Source organism: Fructilactobacillus lindneri DSM 20690 = JCM 11027 (assembly GCF_002907375.1).
In the GTDB taxonomy this organism is placed as follows: domain Bacteria; phylum Bacillota; class Bacilli; order Lactobacillales; family Lactobacillaceae; genus Fructilactobacillus; species Fructilactobacillus lindneri.
Window position 1 is genome coordinate 206,038 of record NZ_MIYK01000010.1, and the last position, 16,745, is coordinate 222,782.

Here is a 16,745-nt window from a genome sequence, read left to right on the forward strand (position 1 = left end):
TTACACCTCCTTGATTAATGACAAAGAAAAAAAGCAACTCAGAAAGTTGCTTTACTCTTCAGCCCATTGATTGAATTTGTTGGCATTTTTTCCTAGATAATTAATTGCTTCTCTAGCTAGTTCTGCTTTTTCTTGTTGCCCGTCTTCAGGTTCGATATGATAAAAATCGCAAATAAAACCTTGAGCTAAGTTTTCATACTGATTTTTACGACCATAACCATCATCTTCTAATAATTTATCAAGACCAGTTAAATCATTTTTTCCGGCTTCATAAAGTTGTTGGGCTAAATCGGGTTTGGGGCCTAGGATTGATTCAGCATACTTAATTAAGAAATCATTCATGTCAATCGCAATTTTTTCACGTTCTTGGCGTTCCAGCTTTTTTTTAGACATTCGTTTCACCTCATGATTATTTTAAAATATTTTGGATCTAAATGATAGCACTAATGACGACTACTACGAAGGTTATGGTTGCCTTTGACTTTGATGCTGTGTCGTTTATACCTTAACTTCTCGTCGTTGCTGACAAAGTGAAAATGTTTCATTTTACCATTATATGGTTTTCCAGCTAATCTAAGTTTGAGCCATTCTTACATAGTAGTAATAATACTTCGTGCAGATGTTACTCGGCTAGGAATCTTTTCTTGCTCAGCAGCAGGTAAAATGTTAGTTTTGACTTGATTTTGTAATTTTAAATGGTACTGAACTAATTCATTATTAAGCGGTTCATTACAATACAGATTGAACAACTTTTGAACTTCCCGCATGGCATCTTTTGAATCTGTGGGCTGATAGTATCTTTTTTCATTATTAGACATGATTTAAATACCTCGTATTAGTAGTATAGGCGAGATGGATAATAAATGAAACCAATTTAGCGTAAAAGCATTATCTCAATGGCGGATGTGATACCATAGAATATGACTATTTTACGAGTTTAGGAGCAACAAGATACTATGAAAAATATTTTAGCAATTCATACAGGCGGTACTATTTCGATGTCACAAGATGAAGGTGGTGCAGTCGTTCCCAACGCACAGAACCCAATTAGCAATGAAATTTCGGGATTAACGAATATTAATGTAATTAATGAAGAATTATTTAATTTACCATCACCTCATATGACGCCGCAAATTATGCTACAAGTAAAAAATCGCATTCAAAAGGCAATTGAAGATGGCATTGATGGAGTGGTAGTGACCCACGGGACTGATTCATTGGAGGAAACTGCTTACTTTCTTGATTTAACACTTCCTAGTGATATTCCAGTGGTAGTAACAGGAGCAATGCGGTCTTCAAATGAAATCGGATCAGATGGATTTTTTAATTTTAAGTCTGCTATTCAAGTGGCAGCTTCAGACAAGTCTAAACATAAAGGTGTATTAGTAGTTTTTAACGCTGCAATTTATGCAGCACGTTATGTTACTAAAACTCACACTACCAGTGTAGATACGTTTAAAGCACCCGTTTATGGGGCTTTAGGAACAGTTGAACACGGTCGGGTAAATTTCGTCCAAGAACTAATTGGATCGGCAACAACTGATATCGACCATGTGATTGAGCCAGTTTACCTTTTAAAAACTTATACTGGAATGACTGAGACATTCTTTAAAGCGATTGATAACTATGATACTAAAGGAGTTGTGATTGAAGCGATGGGAGCTGGGAATTTACCGCCAAAGACAGTTCCAGCCATTGAAAAGATGCTTCAGCACAAGATTCCTGTGATTTTGGTATCACGTTGTTTTATGGGATATGCCCAACCAGTCTATGCTTACGAAGGTGGAGGAGTCAGACTTCAACAAATGGGGATTACCTTTAGTGAAAATTTGAATGGTCCGAAAGCACGAATCAAATTAATTGTTGGACTTAGTGCAGGTAAAACCGGCAACCAGTTAAAGGAATATATGTCCAACGCAATTTCCTAATAGAATCGGGGGAAATAAATAATAATGAATAATTATCAAAGTAGTGAACTAATTAAAAATTTACATGATTCGCTCCAAAATCATACTTTAGTTAATGTGATTCAGGGTAATTCGTCAATTTTTTACACCGGAATGGTGATTGCACTTGATAATCAGGGCGTGATTTTAACTACGTATACTGAGGACGGATTAGCCAATGGGTTGGCATATTTAACTTTTGAAGATATTTCTGATGTTGATTTTTATAGTGAAGATATCACTAAAATGGAAGCTCGAATTGGAGCTGCCCAAAAGTTAGATTTAATTGGAACTAAGCCAGCTGAAATTAAATTAAACCAAAAAGTAGACTTGTTAACGCAGGTTTTAGGGAATGCGTTTGTCTATCAGCAACCTATTTTATTGATTAAGAATAACGGAACGATGATGGAGGGATTCGTAACTTCGCTAGGCAAGCGTCAGGTGCAGTTGTCAACTTTTGATAAATTTGATAGCAGTAATGGAGGACACGCGGATGTTTTAAAATCTGAAGTTCGTTCTATTGAATTTTTAGGTTTGGAATTAAATCTGCTGAGCAAGTCTAAAAAGCTTTTGCTTACTAATCACATTAAAACGGTTGAGGTTAACGAACAGTTGCAGATTTATGCTAGCTTGCAAAGAGCGATGGAAAGCGGACGTCGTATTATAATGATTCCTAAAATTAATCCAGAACTTTTTTTCATTGGTCAAGTTAAAGCGGTAAATGCAGAGGCTGTTATTTTTTCTGTCGTTGATATGAACGGTCAGTTTGGCGGTTATGAGTTAATCCGACTTGATGAAATTGGCGAGTTGGTGCTTAAAAGCGATTATCTACGACTTATTAATCATTTTGTCTCGCTTAATTTAGCCAACAATACTTATAAACAACCGATTTTAAATGATGAGCGCAGTTTTGATGATTCTGTTAATATGTTTGAAGCTTTGTTAAACCAAGCAATGGTTTTTAAACGTTTTTTACGGATTAAAACCAAAGATGGAGAAAGTTATTTTGGCGTTCCATTTAAGATTGGATCAGATCGTATTTCGCTTCGGTATATTGATAAAAATAATCCATATGCCACAAAACGGAAGCGGATGAATATTAGCGAGATTGATGAAATTGCGTTTGATTATTTGGAAGCAGTCTTAGCAAGAAAACGTATCATGGGAATTAATTAGTGAGTTTAATTATTTAAAAAAAGTGAAAAATTCTGAATTATTTCAGAATTTTTCACTTTTTATTTGTTATGAATTAAAAATTCTTTGATGAACTTAACTTCATCAGGGTTCGGTTTATCCCACATGCTTTTAATTGCGTGATAACGTTCGACTGTCATGTGTAAATTAACTGCCATTTGGTTATCATCAATATCGTGTTTTTCTTCGTACTTGATTAAATCAGTAGCAATTTTACTGAAATCTTCGTCGATATAAGCCATTCTTTTCCTCCTAAACACTCTTTGATTTCATTATAACGTAAATTAACTTCATTTTTATAAACTTATTTTAGAATTTGATGAGTAATGATGTCAGAAACAGCAAAATTATGATCATCAGATAAAGCATGTGGAAGACTGGTAGTTAGCCATTCTAGTCCCTGCAATGGAACTCCCCAGATGAATAACTGTGGTTCTATTTTACCGATTTTGTTAATGGCCTGATAAGTCATTAAATCGACATCCACGGCCGAGCTAGCAGTTTGTTGACCGTCAGACAAATGAAATAAATGAGCGGTTATCAATCCCTGATTTCGTAAGTCAATTAGCAACGGATTGGTAGTTTTTTCAAGATTAGGTTTTGGAACTCGTGCTTCAATTAAAGCATTACATTGAAAAATTTCCTTTGGATATAATTTAGACCGCGCAATAAACTTTTGATTGGCTCCAATAACTTGTAATTGTGGCCCTAAAATTGTAACAATATTTGCTTTCATCAGGGCTTGTAATTGCCGATAACGTAACAAGGGAGGACCAGCAGTGAGAAAACCAGAAAATGAATTAAATAGTTGTAAGAATTTAGTAACATACTCATCATCAGTCAATAAATGTTGGGTAACTATTTTTTGAATGGTAGTACGTAAATCAACTATTTTTGACAAAGCACCAGTTACAGGAGCCGTTTTTGTGCCCAACTTGGCATCATTGATAATTAGTTCCATCCATTGCAAAATAATTTTTTGATAGCTTTCAATTGTTGAAATCGAAACGCCAGCAACGGGATTTAAAATGAGATTCCAGTCCAAAATATCTTCATTTTTAAAGTGATAGTTACCGATGAAAGTAGCTCGGTCATCTGATTTTAAAAATCCACTGGCAAATGCTTCAGCATTATCTTGTGGATATTTTTCGATAATTAATAAGGGATAATATAAATATTCGATTTCTGCTTTTAATAATTCAACAAATTTTTTAAACGGTAACTTTCCATTGATCATATATTGTTGAATTGTATTTTGATTTAAAAAGACATTGGGACGATTTTCTCCCACTTTTTGCTGGTTAAGTGCCTTGGGATAATAAGGAACTCCACGTCGCGAGCCCGCATAAATTTGTGGCTCACGGCCAGATGGATGGTATGTTAAAGAGCCATCATGATTTTCAGTATAACTTCCGCCTCTTTCGATGGTTAATTCAGTTAAATAATAAAAAAATGATAATCCCATTCCGCGAATGATTACTTTTTCACGTGGCCGAATTTTTGTAAAGTTAGCTTCAGCAGGATAAGTGGGTATAAAATATTGTAATTTATTTTTTTGTGCATAATTTTTTAATGAAATTTCATCTTTTGAAAGTTGATTAGTAGAATTACCAGTGCTTAAAACTAATGAATCAGTTGTAACCGTATTTGTTTCGGTAGTAAGTTTAAATTTGCCATCAATTTTTTGAACACCGATTACTTTTTCATGATGAAAATTAAGTTTAATATTTTGAGGAAGATTATCTTTTAACTGATTGTAAAACCATTGAGCATAAACGCCAAAAAGAGCCCGCGGAGCATAATCATTTGGTTTTAAATTTTTAATAGCTGCTAGAAAATCATTTTCATAATCATGATTTTTTATAAATTCAACCGCAGCTTTGCTTTGCGACCATTCATAAAAAGTTGGACCAGTTAAACTGGTTTGACCGAAGTCATTAAATAATGTAATAAGTTGAGCTGACGAGTTCATAATCAGCGCTAATGACTGATTTGTTTGCCAAACTCGTCCGCCGATTGGATATGGATCATAAAGATCAATTTGAAGTTTGTTAGTTGTATGAGCTTTTTGAATAAGATTAGCAGCGATAATTAAGCCGCGAGGTCCAGCTCCAATAATACTAATATTCATGTTTAAGACTTCCTTTCTAGTCCACTGTAGCATAGTGGCAAACGAATCTCACTTATGTTTATAATGGAGATGAAAATTTTATGGTGTGGGAGGGATATAGATGGGAACGGGAATTCCTGAAACAATGGAACAAGTTCATGTTTTATTGGCCGAAATGCAGCAAAAAGGCCATCAAATAACTGAGGATGAGTTAATTTATCAAACTGTTCAAGATTTATTGCAAACTTATCTTGATGCTGCTGAAGAAGGACATTACGATTCAGTCAAAGCTGTTAATCAGCAAACGCTCGAAATTGTTAGTATTACTGGTAAGCATTTGGGAACATATCAAACTAAAGCAACTAGCTTGGTAGATGAATTTAAGAATAATGCTTTTAAAATGACGCTTGACTTAGAATACGTTGCTAATAAAGTGGTTGGCGGTAGATAGTAGTTGTAATTAGATAGAATATTTATTAAAGTTAATAGTAACAGGCGCCCTTAGTGTAATGGATAGCACATGAGATTTCGGTCCTCATGATCTCGGTTCGATTCCGAGGGGGCGCATAAGTAGTGAGTCGATTTAACGAAAGGGAAAAGTTGTGAATCATACATTTAATGAAAACGATAAAAGACAACTTAGTTCTGTTTTTAAAGCATTATCTGATCCATTGCGGATAGATATTATTAAATATTTAAAGGAAATTAAGGCAGAAATAACTTGTGGAGAAATTGGGAAAGTGATGAAGATTAGTAAAACCTCTGGATCTTATCATTTTAAGATTTTGGAAAAAGCTGGTTTGATTACGACCCGTAAGGATGCTAGAGAAAAATATATCAAATTAAATCCAGATACTTTTGAAAAATATGTTACTAATTTTTGGAATAATTTGTGAAAATATAAAGTTAGAAACTAACTTTTAGTTTCATTTTTATAATTATTGTCTTTTTTGCATTTGAAAAATCAAGTTTAATATTGTTATGTAACTATCAAAGGAGCCAACATATGAAAAAAGCATTATTCATTATTTTAAATGACTATGCTGATTGGGAAGGTGCTTATCTTTCTAGTCAATTAAATCAAGATAGTAATTGGCAAGTTAAAAATGCATCTGTGAATAAAACAGTAAAATCTATTGGTGGTTTTACAACATTAGTGGATATGTCAATTGACCAAATTCTTCCTAATTTTGATTTATTAATTTTAATTGGGGGAAATTCTTGGAATTTAAAAAATGATAAATTAGTAGATATCATCAAAAAGGCATTGTCTGATAATGTTATCGTTGGTGCAATTTGTGGAGCTGTTGATTTTTTAGCCAAAAATGGTCTTCTAACAAATTATAAACATACTGGAAATGCTCAGTTTTTTTGGAACGATTATAAAAATTATATTAATTCTAACGATTTTTATGAAAAACAAGTTATAAAAGACCGTAATTTAGTAACTGCCAATGGTACTGCACCATTAGATTTTACTGAATTGGTTTTACAAGCTGTTAAATTTAATACTCCAGAAAAAATTCATGAAAGCGTAGAATTATATCGATTAGGATTTTATGAATATTGTGAAAAATACGGTAATCCATATAAATAATTAAATTAAGTTGGTATAAAAAAATCATATCAGAGCAATTAAACGTTAATATGCTCTGATATGATTTTTGTTTTGCTTTAACTATTATTCTAAATTGAAGTTAGCGTGTGGTCTAAGATAGTGTTAATTAATGCAATGACTAAATAAATAATACCTAGTGTTTTTGAAATGAATAAATACGTTAATATTCCAGTACCACCGAAAATAACTAATTCACTACAAATTCTTCCAAAGTCATTTAATCGATGTTCTGATTTTGGGGCCATTAACATACCCCAGTAAATAAAAATCACTACTGGTAAAATTAGGCCAATACTTAAAGAATGAATATTTATTCCAACTTTTACAATCAAGCAAATTGTAAATAATTCACAAAATAAAAATCTAACAATATCATTTAAATTTTTTATTATCATTGTCTACCTAACCTTAAAAATAATATGAGCAAATTGAGAACATGCAATTATAAAGATAATTCCAATTATTTTTATCCATAACTCACGGTGTCCGTATATAATCCATAAACAAATACATACTAATTCCCATAAAAAAATAAAATATTTCATGTATGGCACCTCTATTTTTATAATGATAATAACATAGTTAAATATAAAAGTTATGAAAGATAAAATTATAGCAAAAATATATATTCAATCTTTTTATTTTCTTGTTAATTTTAAAATACCGTGTTAGTCTAAAATAGTACAAAAACATTTGAACTATCTTGCTGCTGAATATTTTAAAAAGGGGAAATAATGACAAAGAGAAAATATAATCCAAAATGGATTTTAATTTTAACTTCACTGGGCTTCTTTATGTCCATGATGGATTCCATGATTGTTACTACTGCTTCCACTGCAATTAGAAGTGATTTCCATATTTCAGTTGATATGCTGCAGTGGGCGCTAAATGCTTACAATATTACAATCGCAGCGGTACTGTTAGTGGGAGTTGCGCTTGGAGAAAAGTATGGTAGAAGAAAGATATATAATTTAGGGATTTTGGTGTTTACTATTGGATCAGTATTATGTGCGTTATCCCCCAATATTGGTATGTTAATTACCGCTAGAATTATTCAAGGTGTTGGTGCTTCGGTAATGACCCCGATGTCAATGGCGATTTTAACTAATTCAATTCCTGATGCAGAAAGAGGGAAAGCTCTAGGAATTTGGAGTGGAATCGGTGGATTGGCATTAATTATTGGTCCATCATTAGGTGGCTTGATTGTTTCTCAATTATCTTGGCAATGGATTTTTTGGATTAATGTTCCTATTGGAATTGTAACAATCTTTTTATCAAATAAATTTCTACCTGAGAGCAAAGGTTCAAGTAGTCCAATTAAGCCTTTAGATGCTTTATTAGTAATTATTAGTTTTGCTACGATGATTTTATCTTTAACTGAAATCACGACCTCTAAAAATATCATGCTTCCTTTAGCAATTGGTGCGTTCAGTATTTTAATTGGGATTTGGTTTATCATCAGACAACACCATGAAAAATATCCCATGATTCCTTTGAATTTATTTAAATCTAGGATTTTTTCAGGTGGTAATATTGCAACCTTTATGTTGTATGCTTCAATGTATGGAGTCGTATTTTTCCTACCCCAGTTTTTACAAACCGTTGCTCATAACAATGCTTTAGGAGCAGGATTGAAGATATTACCCTGGACTGGGACTTTGGTAGTAGTAGCTCCCTTTGCTGGTAAAGCAGTTGATAGATTTGGTGAGAAAATTATTGCCATTTTGGGTTTGTTATTACAGGGATTAGGATATCTCTTATTAGCAATTTTTGTTACAGCACAAACATCTTACGCGGTAATGGTAATTCCATTAATAATTTCTGGAGCAGGGCTATCAATGGCTGGTCCTGCTTTACAAAAGGCAGTTCTTGATGCTGTTAATAAACAAGAAATCGGGAAAGCATCTGGAATTTATAATGTGTTTCGTCTTTTAGGTGGAGCAGTCGGTACTGCAATTGCAGTAATTGTGTTCTATAAATTTGGGGGAATCATTTCAACATTATTGTTTGCTAACGGATTTAAAGCAGCTATGTTAAGTTCGGCAATTGTTTCATTTATTGGAATGTTTTTCTGTATTCGTTTTAAAAGATGACAGTTTCTAGATGTAAATTGATTTATTAAATTATTCATTGAGAGAACGACAGAATTGTTGCTCTCTTTTTGTTTTTTCATTATACTTAATCACATTACTCAATTCGATAAATAATCAGAGCCCCTAGGCTAATTCTAGGGGCTCTTAATGACCTGAAAGGAATGATAAGATGACGATTTTAAAAAATGCCAGTAAGAAGTTTCATGTTTCAATTATATTTGCAGTGCTGGCAGCGGCTTTGATGGTGTTAGCCACTCTTTGGCAGCCAAAGTTATTGCAAAGTATTATTAATGCGATTATGAAGCAAGAATCCAACAAAATTATGGGAATTGGCTTCTGGTTAATTACGATTGCTGTGATTGGTTTAATTGCAGGTGTTATTAATACGATTATGTCGGCTAAGGTTGCACAAGGAATGGCAGCTGAGATTCGGGAAGCGGCGTTTCGTAAAATTCAAACATTTTCTTTTGGTAACATCGAACAATTTTCCAGTGGAAATTTAGTGGTGCGATTAACTAATGATATTAATCAAATTCAAAACTTGATTATGATTTTATTACAATCTTTGGTTCGAATTCCGTTATTATTTATTGGTAGTTTTATTTTAGCAATGGTTACGATTCCCCAATTGTGGTGGGTCATTATCTTGCTGGTCATCATTATTGGCTGTATTACGTTCTTTTCTTTTGGGGTAATGGGAAAGCACTTTAAAAAGATTCAGCGTCTAATCGATAAAGTTAATGAATTAGCTAAAGAAAATTTGATGGGCATTCGGGTAGTAAAGTCATTCGTTCAAGAAAAAAGACAGACGCAAGGATTTGCGAATACGAGCGATCAATTAATGCATGAAAACATCTTAGTAGGAAATGTTTTTTCAATGTTAATGCCATTGTTTATGTTAGTAGCTAATATGGCAATTGTTGTATCCATTTATTTTGCGGGTGATTTGGTGCGTGCTAATCCTTATGTAGTAGGTGCCATTACCTCGTTTACCAATTATTTAATGCAGATTATGATGGCTTTGATTATTGGCGGTATGATGTCAATGATGGCCAGCCGGGCTGTTGTTTCTTTAGGTAGAATTAAAGAAATTATGGATACTAACCCAATGTTAAAATACCCTGATAAACCAATTCAAAAACTTGATGGAGCAGTAGAGTTTGACAATGTTTCGTTTGTATATCCTGATGAAACAAAACCAACCCTTAAAAATATTTCTTTTCAGGTAAATCCAGGTGAAAGGATTGGAATAGTTGGAGCAACTGGTTCTGGAAAAACCACGCTCGCCCAGTTAATTCCGAGAATTTTCGATGCAACTAAGGGAATTGTCAAAGTCGGTGGAGTTAATGTACAGGACGTTAACGAAACTAGTTTACGTAATGCAGTGGCCTATGTTTTACAGCGTCCGATTTTGTTTTCAGGTACGATTGCAGATAATTTACGGCAGGGAAAACGCGATGCTAATGAAACAGAAATGAAACGTGCTAGTGATATTGCCCAAGCTAGTGAATTTATTGATACTCGGGAACAAGGTTTTGCAGCTCCAGTGGAAGAACGTAGTAGTAACTTTTCAGGAGGACAGAAACAACGATTATCGATTACGCGGGGTGTGATTGGAAATCCGAGTGTGCTAATTTTGGATGATTCGACTAGTGCCTTGGATGCCAAATCAGAAAAACTAGTTAAAGAAGCATTAGATAAAAAAATGAATCATACGACCACGTTTATTATTTCAGAAAAAATTTCTTCTGTAATTAACGCAGATCGAATTCTAGTATTGGATAAAGGAAAGTTAGTTGGGTTTGGAACTCATCAAGAATTATTAGCTAATAATTCAATCTATCAAGAAATTTATCAAACGCAAAAAGGAAAACAAGAGAAAGGAGATCAGTAATGCAGGATTTTAAAACAGCAGTTAAATTTTTCTATCATTATTTAAAACCATACAAGCTTTTCTTCTTTTTGAGTGTTATCTTAGTGATTTTTGCGACTGCGATGCAGGTGATTGCCCCATTATATATGGGAAAAGCGATTTCTGAATTAGCTAATTATGCCATTGAACTTAATAAAGGAGTTAACGATAAAAGTAAATTTGTACATGTTGTAACTTTGTTAGGAATTTTCTTTTTTCTTTCAACCTGTGCTACCTTTTCATATAACTGGTTGTTAAACCGTGTGACGGGATATGCGACCAATAAAATGAGAATTAGTCTGTTTGCTAAACTACAAACTTTGCCAATCAGATTTTTTGATACGCATTCTGACGGTGACATTTTAAGTCGTTTTACTTCTGATATTGATAATATTACGAATGCCATGAATGAGGCTATGGGCTCAATTATGGCAAATATTATTTTATTTTTTGCAATCATTTTTATGATGTTTAAAGAAAGTGTTCCAATGGCATTGGTAACGATGTCAACGGTCCCAATTTCACTGTTGTTGATTACTTATTTTATTAAAAAGCACGTTACTATGTTAATTTACAACAAGCCGAAGTTGGCAAACTAAATGGGTATATTAATGAAAAAATCAATGGTCAAAAAATAATTATCACGAATGGACTTCAAGATGAAACGATTGCCGGGTTTGTAGACGAAAATAATAAAGTTAAAGAAGCGACTTATAAAGGGCAAGTCTTTTCAGGAATTTTATTTCCATTGTTACAGGGAATGTCGTTAATTAATACAGCCGTGGTAATCTTTTTTGGTGGGTGGTTAGCTTTGCACTCTGGTGGTAATCGAGTAGTTGCTTTAGGATTGATTGTGGTATTTGTGCAATATTCATCCCAATTTTATCAACCAATTACACAAATTTCATCACAGTATAATATGTTGCAGCTTGCAATGACAGGAGCTAAACGGATTAATTCATTGTTAACCCAACAATCTGAAATTAGTCCCAAAGATGGTAAAAAGATAACTGGGATCAAACACGATGTTGCATTTAATAACGTTCACTTTGGTTATAATCAAGATCATGAAATTTTGCATGGAATTTCAATGAAAGCGACAAAAGGAAAAATGGTAGCATTGGTAGGTCCGACTGGTTCGGGAAAAACAACCACCATTAATTTGTTGAATCGTTTTTATGATGTAGATTCCGGATCAGTTACGTTTGATGGAACGGATGTTCGAAAGTTGGATTTAGCTAGTTTGCGTAAACAAGTTGGAGTCGTCCTACAAGAAGCAGTTTTATTTTCTGGTACAATTCGTGATAACATAAAATTTGGGAGGCCAGCAGCTTCTGATGATGAGATGATTGATGCGGCTAAGCAGGCCAATATTCATGATTATATTATGAGTTTGCCTGACGGTTATGATACTAAGATTGATAATGATAATTCTATTTTTAGCACGGGTCAGAAACAGTTGGTTAGTATTGACCGAACTATTCTAACGAATCCATCATTACTAGTTTTAGACGAAGCGACATCTAACGTTGATACGGTGACCGAACAAAAGTTACAGAAAGCAATGGATAATGTGATTGATGGACGAACCAGTTTTGTGATTGCCCATCGTCTAAAAACAATTTTAAACGCAGATGAGATTGTGGTACTTAAGGATGGAAAGATTATTGAACGTGGAAACCATGCAGAATTATTAAAAAATAATGGCTTTTATGCTCAGTTATATCGAGATCAATTTTCAATTTAATAGACAAAAAAGAGGATTCTGGCGTACAGAATCCTCTTTTTTGTCTATTAAATTATTTAGCTTCCATTTCGTTTTGACTTAACCATTTGTGGTTAATGTATTCTTTACCACCATTAGTTGGGGTAAAAGTAACAGCATAAGCGGGGCCTTTGCAAACCTGGACAATTGTGCCTTTAGCACCTTTCATACCTTTCATATGGTTTGCTTCTACAGTTACTTTATCACCTTTTTTAAAGTTTTTTTTGTCACCTTTAAGTTCGGTTTTAACGACATATTTGTGATTTTTAACTTCTTTGCCGCCGTTTGTAGGAGTGTAATCAATTACATAAAGTGGGCTATCGTATGCCCCAGTTACTTTAGCAGTCGCATCTTTCATCCCATTCATATGATCAGCAGTTAATTCTACACTTGATCCAACTTTATATTTGGGATCCGTTGCTTTCTTTAAATCAGTTGGCAATGAATTTTTATGTTTCATTTTCATATCCATATTCATATTATCCATTGAGTCGTTCTTTGAACCATCCTTAGACATTTCACTATTCATGTTATTATTAGATTTATTAGTTGCAGCATTTGCGCTGATTCCGACCCCAGTTAACGCAATAGGTAATCCAGCAACGGTCGTTAAAGCAGTTAAAGTTTTTTTCATTGATAGAGCTTCCTTTCAATTAAAGCATCATTATATTTTGCATAACCAAGTTTATTGTAACTCAATTTACATAGATGTATTAATAAATAGCTTGAATTTATTAAAATAATCAAATCTAAGTTGACAACTAAATTCAAATAATTTAACATAAAAACAACTTGAAAGTAGTAATTCTTTTTATTGCGTATAGCGAGTATTCAAATTAGTGAAATGGAATACCGTGATGAGGAATGAAGGCAGTCAAGATTGATTAAATAAATTAAATGTTCTTAACTAAGATTAAGACACTAAGGTATTAAGTGTGAGCTTAATATAAAATAAGGTGGAACAGTGTTGTAAACGCCCTTGTACGAAAGTACGAGAGCGTTTTTTGTCTTTACTTTTATATTTTTTGAGGAGGAAATCAGTATGTATGATTTTTCAAAGCAGGACCCGACCATTTGGAACGCGGTCCAAAAAGAAGAACAACGACAAGAAGATGTCATTGAACTAATTGCATCCGAAAATTTGGCATCAAAGGCTGTTCGAGCAGTTCAAGGATCAGTTTTGACTAATAAATATGCAGTTGGTTATCCAGAAAGTCGAGTTTATACTGGAAATGAAGCAATTGATGTGATTGACAACGCTGCTCGCAATCGAGCTAAAAAACTTTTCAATGCTGAATACGCTAATGTTTTTCCTCATTCAGGAACTCAAGCTAATCAAGCAGTTTATTCTGCCTTTTTACAACCAGGCGATAAAATTTTATCAATGAGCGAACATGCTGGAGGACATTTTACCCATGGACAAAAGCATAATTTCTCAGGAAAACTATATGATTCGTATTTTTATGGAGTCAATCCACAAACTGAGTTATTAGACTATGATGAAATTGCTCGAATTGCTCATGAAGTACAACCAAAATTAATTATTGCCGGAGCATCAGCTTATAGTCACGTGATTGATTGGTGGAAATTTAGAGATATCGCAGATGAAGTGGGTGCTTATTTAATGGTTGATATGGCATACATTGCCGGTTTAGTAGCTGGTGGAGTTCATCCTAATCCAGTTGACGTTGCTGATGTAGTAACGTCAACTACGCATAAAACATTGCGCGGACCACGAGGTGGAATGATTTTAGCAAAACGGCAGTATGCTAAAAAATTAGACCAGGCGGTTTTCCCAGTTTCGCAAAGTGGGACGTTGGAGCAAGTGGTGGCAGCTAAGGCAATTGCTTATAAAGAAGATCTGCAGCCGGAATTTAGAGAATATACTAAGCAAGTTATTAAAAATGCTCAAGCAATGGCAGCTGTTTTTAAACAAGCAGATCAGATTCGATTGGTTTCAGGTGGGACTGAAAATCATGAAATGACTTTAGACTTGAATGCCACTAACCTAACTGGGGCACAGGCGGCTGACTTATTATACTCAGTTGGCATTGCAACAAATAAAGAATTATTGCCTCTTGAAACTGATGATACGATGGAAGGAATTCGTGTTGGAACGCCAACAATCACTAGTCGTGGTTTTGATGAAACTGATGCGGCCACAGTGGCTGAATTAATTGTAAAAGTTTTGAATCATCCCAATGATAAAACTCAATTAAATGAAGCTAAAATGATAGTGACTGAATTAACCAATCATCATCCAGCTACTAGATAAAAATAAAACTCATTTCCGACTGATTGCGGAAATGAGTTTTTTAATGCTTTATTTGTTAACAGGAACATCTTGAACGATTTGAACAATTAATTCCACTGCTTTTTGCATGGTTTGTAATGAAACATATTCAAAACGACCATGCATGTTTTCAGGTCCGGCAAAAATATTTGGCGTTGGGGTACCTAAAAATGAAATCTTTGAACCATCAGTCCCACCACGAACGGGGAAAACATGAGGTGTGATGCCAACTTGTTTCATTGCTGTTTCGACTAAGTTAACTGGAGTTAAGTCTTTCTTTAAGACATCTGCCATATTGTAATATTGATCATAAATATTGATTTCAACCCGATTTTTACCATATTTTTGATTGAACTTGTCAGCTAAATCTTTAATAACAGTTTTTCGCTTTTCAAATTGATCACGATCAAAGTCTCTAATAATATAATTTAATGTAGCATTGTCGATAGTGCCTTTCATATCAGTTAATAGATAGAAACCTTCGCGTCCTTCAGTATTTTCTGGGCGCTCATCATCAGGTAGTTGTTCGTGAAGATCCATCGCTAATTGTGATGCGTTTACCATTACGTCTTTTGCTTCTGCAGGGTGAACGTTAGTACCATTAAATTTGATGTCAGCAGCAGCAGCATTAAAAGTTTCATATTCTAGGTCTCCTAGAGGACCACCATCAACTGTGTATGCATATTTAGCTCCAAAGTCTTTAACATTAAAATGATCAGCCCCAGTTCCAATTTCTTCATCAGGGCCAAAAGCAATCACAATATCACCATGTTTAATCTCTGGATGGTCAATCAAATACTGCATAGCATCCATAATTTCAGCAACTCCTGATTTGTCATCAGCACCTAAAAGGGTTGAACCATCAGTCGTGATAAGCGTCTGACCGGCATGATTTTTTAGACTTGGAAAGACACTAGGATCTAGTTGATATTGGCCTTTTTGGTCTAAATCAATTACCGAATGACCGTCATAGTCTTCGATAATTTGTGGCTGAATATTTTCTGAGTTAAAATCAGCACTGTCAACATGGGCAATGAAACCAATTTTGTCACGATTTTGGTTGTCGTTTGCTGGTAATTCTACAAAAACATAACCGTCTTTAGGATTAGTCCGAACCTTTTGTAAACCCATCTTGATAGCTTCCTGTTTTAATTGATTTAAGAAAGCAACTTCTTTAGGATCGGATGGGATGGTTTTAGAGTTCGGATTAGAGCGGGTGTTGGTTTTAACGTAACGTAAAAAACGCTCTAATAAATTTTCTGTTGTCATAACGATATCTCCTCTATTAATTTAACTAACATCATAGTATAAATTTAACACGGATTGTTATTATTTTGCTTTTTTTGCTGAATTAATTTTAAAATTGGCTATAATTAAAGTGAAACCTAAGAGGGAGAGATTACGATGGATGTTGATATTGAAGTAAGCGAGGGTCATATTAATGTAATTGGTCCGTTTTATTTGAATTCAAAAGCTGGTAACGAAGAGTTTGTGCGTTTTTGGAACCAATTTATTACTCAGCAGGTTCGATTGATTATGGATGAATTAGGTGATAAAAAATTTGCAACGATTGTCCAGAAGTCAAATGAAATTGAAATTAATGCCATTCCTGATCCATTAAAGATTCAAATTAAGTTAACAGCAGAGCCGGATAAAGTTGATAAAACTCAAACTCGTTTGTCAGTTGTAGGAGTATCTTTTAGTCCTGATTTAAGTGATGAAAAAGTGTTATTTATTTTAGGTTATATTAACGCTGCTATTACAGGTGCATAAAAAACGATTAGGAATCTGAAGAGTGGTAAATTCAGATTCCT

Annotated in this window: 16 protein-coding genes, 1 tRNA gene and 1 pseudogene; 11 read left to right on the forward strand and 7 right to left on the reverse strand. The window is 34.0% G+C overall.

The features are described from left to right. Window positions 1–51: 51 nt before the first annotated feature. Window positions 52–393, reverse strand: a complete 342-nt coding sequence (locus BHU33_RS03895; protein ID WP_054645945.1) for a hypothetical protein — start codon at window positions 391–393, stop codon at window positions 52–54. Window positions 394–590: 197 nt separating this feature from the next. Continuing rightward, the gene (locus BHU33_RS07750; protein ID WP_318529183.1) at window positions 591–818 is read right to left on the reverse strand and encodes a hypothetical protein; all 228 of its coding nucleotides are present in this window, start codon (window positions 816–818) and stop codon (window positions 591–593) included. A gap of 138 nt (window positions 819–956) precedes the next feature. Between BHU33_RS07750 and BHU33_RS03905 the strand changes: the two genes are divergently transcribed. Then, window positions 957–1,928, forward strand: coding sequence for an asparaginase (locus BHU33_RS03905; RefSeq protein WP_054645944.1), 972 nt, complete (start codon window positions 957–959; stop codon window positions 1,926–1,928). A 24-nt stretch (window positions 1,929–1,952) separates the two neighbouring features. Then, window positions 1,953–3,122, forward strand: a complete 1,170-nt coding sequence (locus BHU33_RS03910; protein ID WP_054645943.1) for a hypothetical protein — start codon at window positions 1,953–1,955, stop codon at window positions 3,120–3,122. A gap of 59 nt (window positions 3,123–3,181) precedes the next feature. Here BHU33_RS03910 and BHU33_RS03915 read toward each other — a convergent pair whose 3' ends face one another. Then, window positions 3,182–3,382, reverse strand: a complete 201-nt coding sequence (locus tag BHU33_RS03915) for an LBP_cg2779 family protein (RefSeq protein WP_054645942.1) — start codon at window positions 3,380–3,382, stop codon at window positions 3,182–3,184. Window positions 3,383–3,444: 62 nt separating this feature from the next. After that, on the reverse strand, window positions 3,445–5,271 hold the full coding sequence (locus tag BHU33_RS03920) for an FAD/NAD(P)-binding protein (RefSeq protein ID WP_056997706.1): 1,827 nt from the start codon (window positions 5,269–5,271) through the stop codon (window positions 3,445–3,447). Between the two features lie 100 nt (window positions 5,272–5,371). Here BHU33_RS03920 and BHU33_RS03925 point away from each other — a divergent pair, with 100 nt between their 5' ends. From BHU33_RS03925 to BHU33_RS03940, 4 genes are all read left to right on the forward strand, one after another. Then, window positions 5,372–5,701 carry a hypothetical protein gene (locus tag BHU33_RS03925; RefSeq protein ID WP_054645939.1) on the forward strand — a complete coding sequence of 110 codons (330 nt, stop codon included), beginning with the start codon at window positions 5,372–5,374 and terminating at the stop codon, window positions 5,699–5,701. A gap of 44 nt (window positions 5,702–5,745) precedes the next feature. After that, window positions 5,746–5,817 (forward strand) — tRNA-Arg (locus BHU33_RS03930). A gap of 35 nt (window positions 5,818–5,852) precedes the next feature. Then, window positions 5,853–6,146: an ArsR/SmtB family transcription factor gene (locus tag BHU33_RS03935; protein ID WP_054645938.1), complete on the forward strand. Its 294-nt coding sequence runs from the start codon at window positions 5,853–5,855 to the stop codon at window positions 6,144–6,146. Window positions 6,147–6,256: 110 nt separating this feature from the next. Further along, complete coding sequence (locus BHU33_RS03940) at window positions 6,257–6,847, forward strand: type 1 glutamine amidotransferase family protein (protein ID WP_054645937.1); 591 nt, start codon at window positions 6,257–6,259, stop codon at window positions 6,845–6,847. An 89-nt stretch (window positions 6,848–6,936) separates the two neighbouring features. On the opposite strand, the gene BHU33_RS03945 is transcribed toward BHU33_RS03940, so the two are convergent. Next, entirely contained in the window at window positions 6,937–7,263 is a 327-nt protein-coding gene (locus tag BHU33_RS03945; RefSeq protein WP_054645936.1) for a YrdB family protein, read from the reverse strand. A 339-nt stretch (window positions 7,264–7,602) separates the two neighbouring features. On the opposite strand from BHU33_RS03945, the gene BHU33_RS03950 reads away from it, so the two are divergent. The 3 genes and pseudogenes from BHU33_RS03950 to BHU33_RS03960 all read left to right on the forward strand — a co-directional run bounded on the left by BHU33_RS03950 (window position 7,603) and on the right by BHU33_RS03960 (window position 12,620). After that, complete coding sequence (locus tag BHU33_RS03950) at window positions 7,603–8,961, forward strand: MFS transporter (protein ID WP_054645935.1); 1,359 nt, start codon at window positions 7,603–7,605, stop codon at window positions 8,959–8,961. A gap of 169 nt (window positions 8,962–9,130) precedes the next feature. After that, on the forward strand, window positions 9,131–10,855 hold the full coding sequence (locus BHU33_RS03955; protein WP_054645934.1) for an ABC transporter ATP-binding protein: 1,725 nt from the start codon (window positions 9,131–9,133) through the stop codon (window positions 10,853–10,855). Continuing rightward, window positions 10,855–12,620, forward strand: a pseudogene (locus tag BHU33_RS03960) (ABC transporter ATP-binding protein). The gene BHU33_RS03955 and the pseudogene BHU33_RS03960 overlap by 1 nt, the downstream one beginning before the upstream one ends. Before the next feature lie 52 nt (window positions 12,621–12,672). On the opposite strand, the gene BHU33_RS03965 reads toward BHU33_RS03960, so the two are convergent. Then, a complete protein-coding gene (locus BHU33_RS03965; protein ID WP_078775173.1) occupies window positions 12,673–13,272 on the reverse strand; it encodes a DUF1541 domain-containing protein in 600 nt (199 codons plus the stop codon). A 408-nt stretch (window positions 13,273–13,680) separates the two neighbouring features. On the opposite strand from BHU33_RS03965, the gene BHU33_RS03970 reads away from it, so the two are divergent. After that, complete coding sequence (locus tag BHU33_RS03970; protein ID WP_054645933.1) at window positions 13,681–14,913, forward strand: serine hydroxymethyltransferase; 1,233 nt, start codon at window positions 13,681–13,683, stop codon at window positions 14,911–14,913. A gap of 48 nt (window positions 14,914–14,961) precedes the next feature. On the opposite strand, the gene pepT is transcribed toward BHU33_RS03970, so the two are convergent. Then, a complete protein-coding gene (gene pepT / locus BHU33_RS03975) occupies window positions 14,962–16,200 on the reverse strand; it encodes a peptidase T (RefSeq protein WP_056997705.1) in 1,239 nt (412 codons plus the stop codon). A 135-nt stretch (window positions 16,201–16,335) separates the two neighbouring features. Here pepT and BHU33_RS03980 point away from each other — a divergent pair, with 135 nt between their 5' ends. After that, window positions 16,336–16,704, forward strand: a complete 369-nt coding sequence (locus BHU33_RS03980; RefSeq protein ID WP_054645932.1) for a hypothetical protein — start codon at window positions 16,336–16,338, stop codon at window positions 16,702–16,704. The last annotated feature ends 41 nt before the right edge of the window (window positions 16,705–16,745 follow it).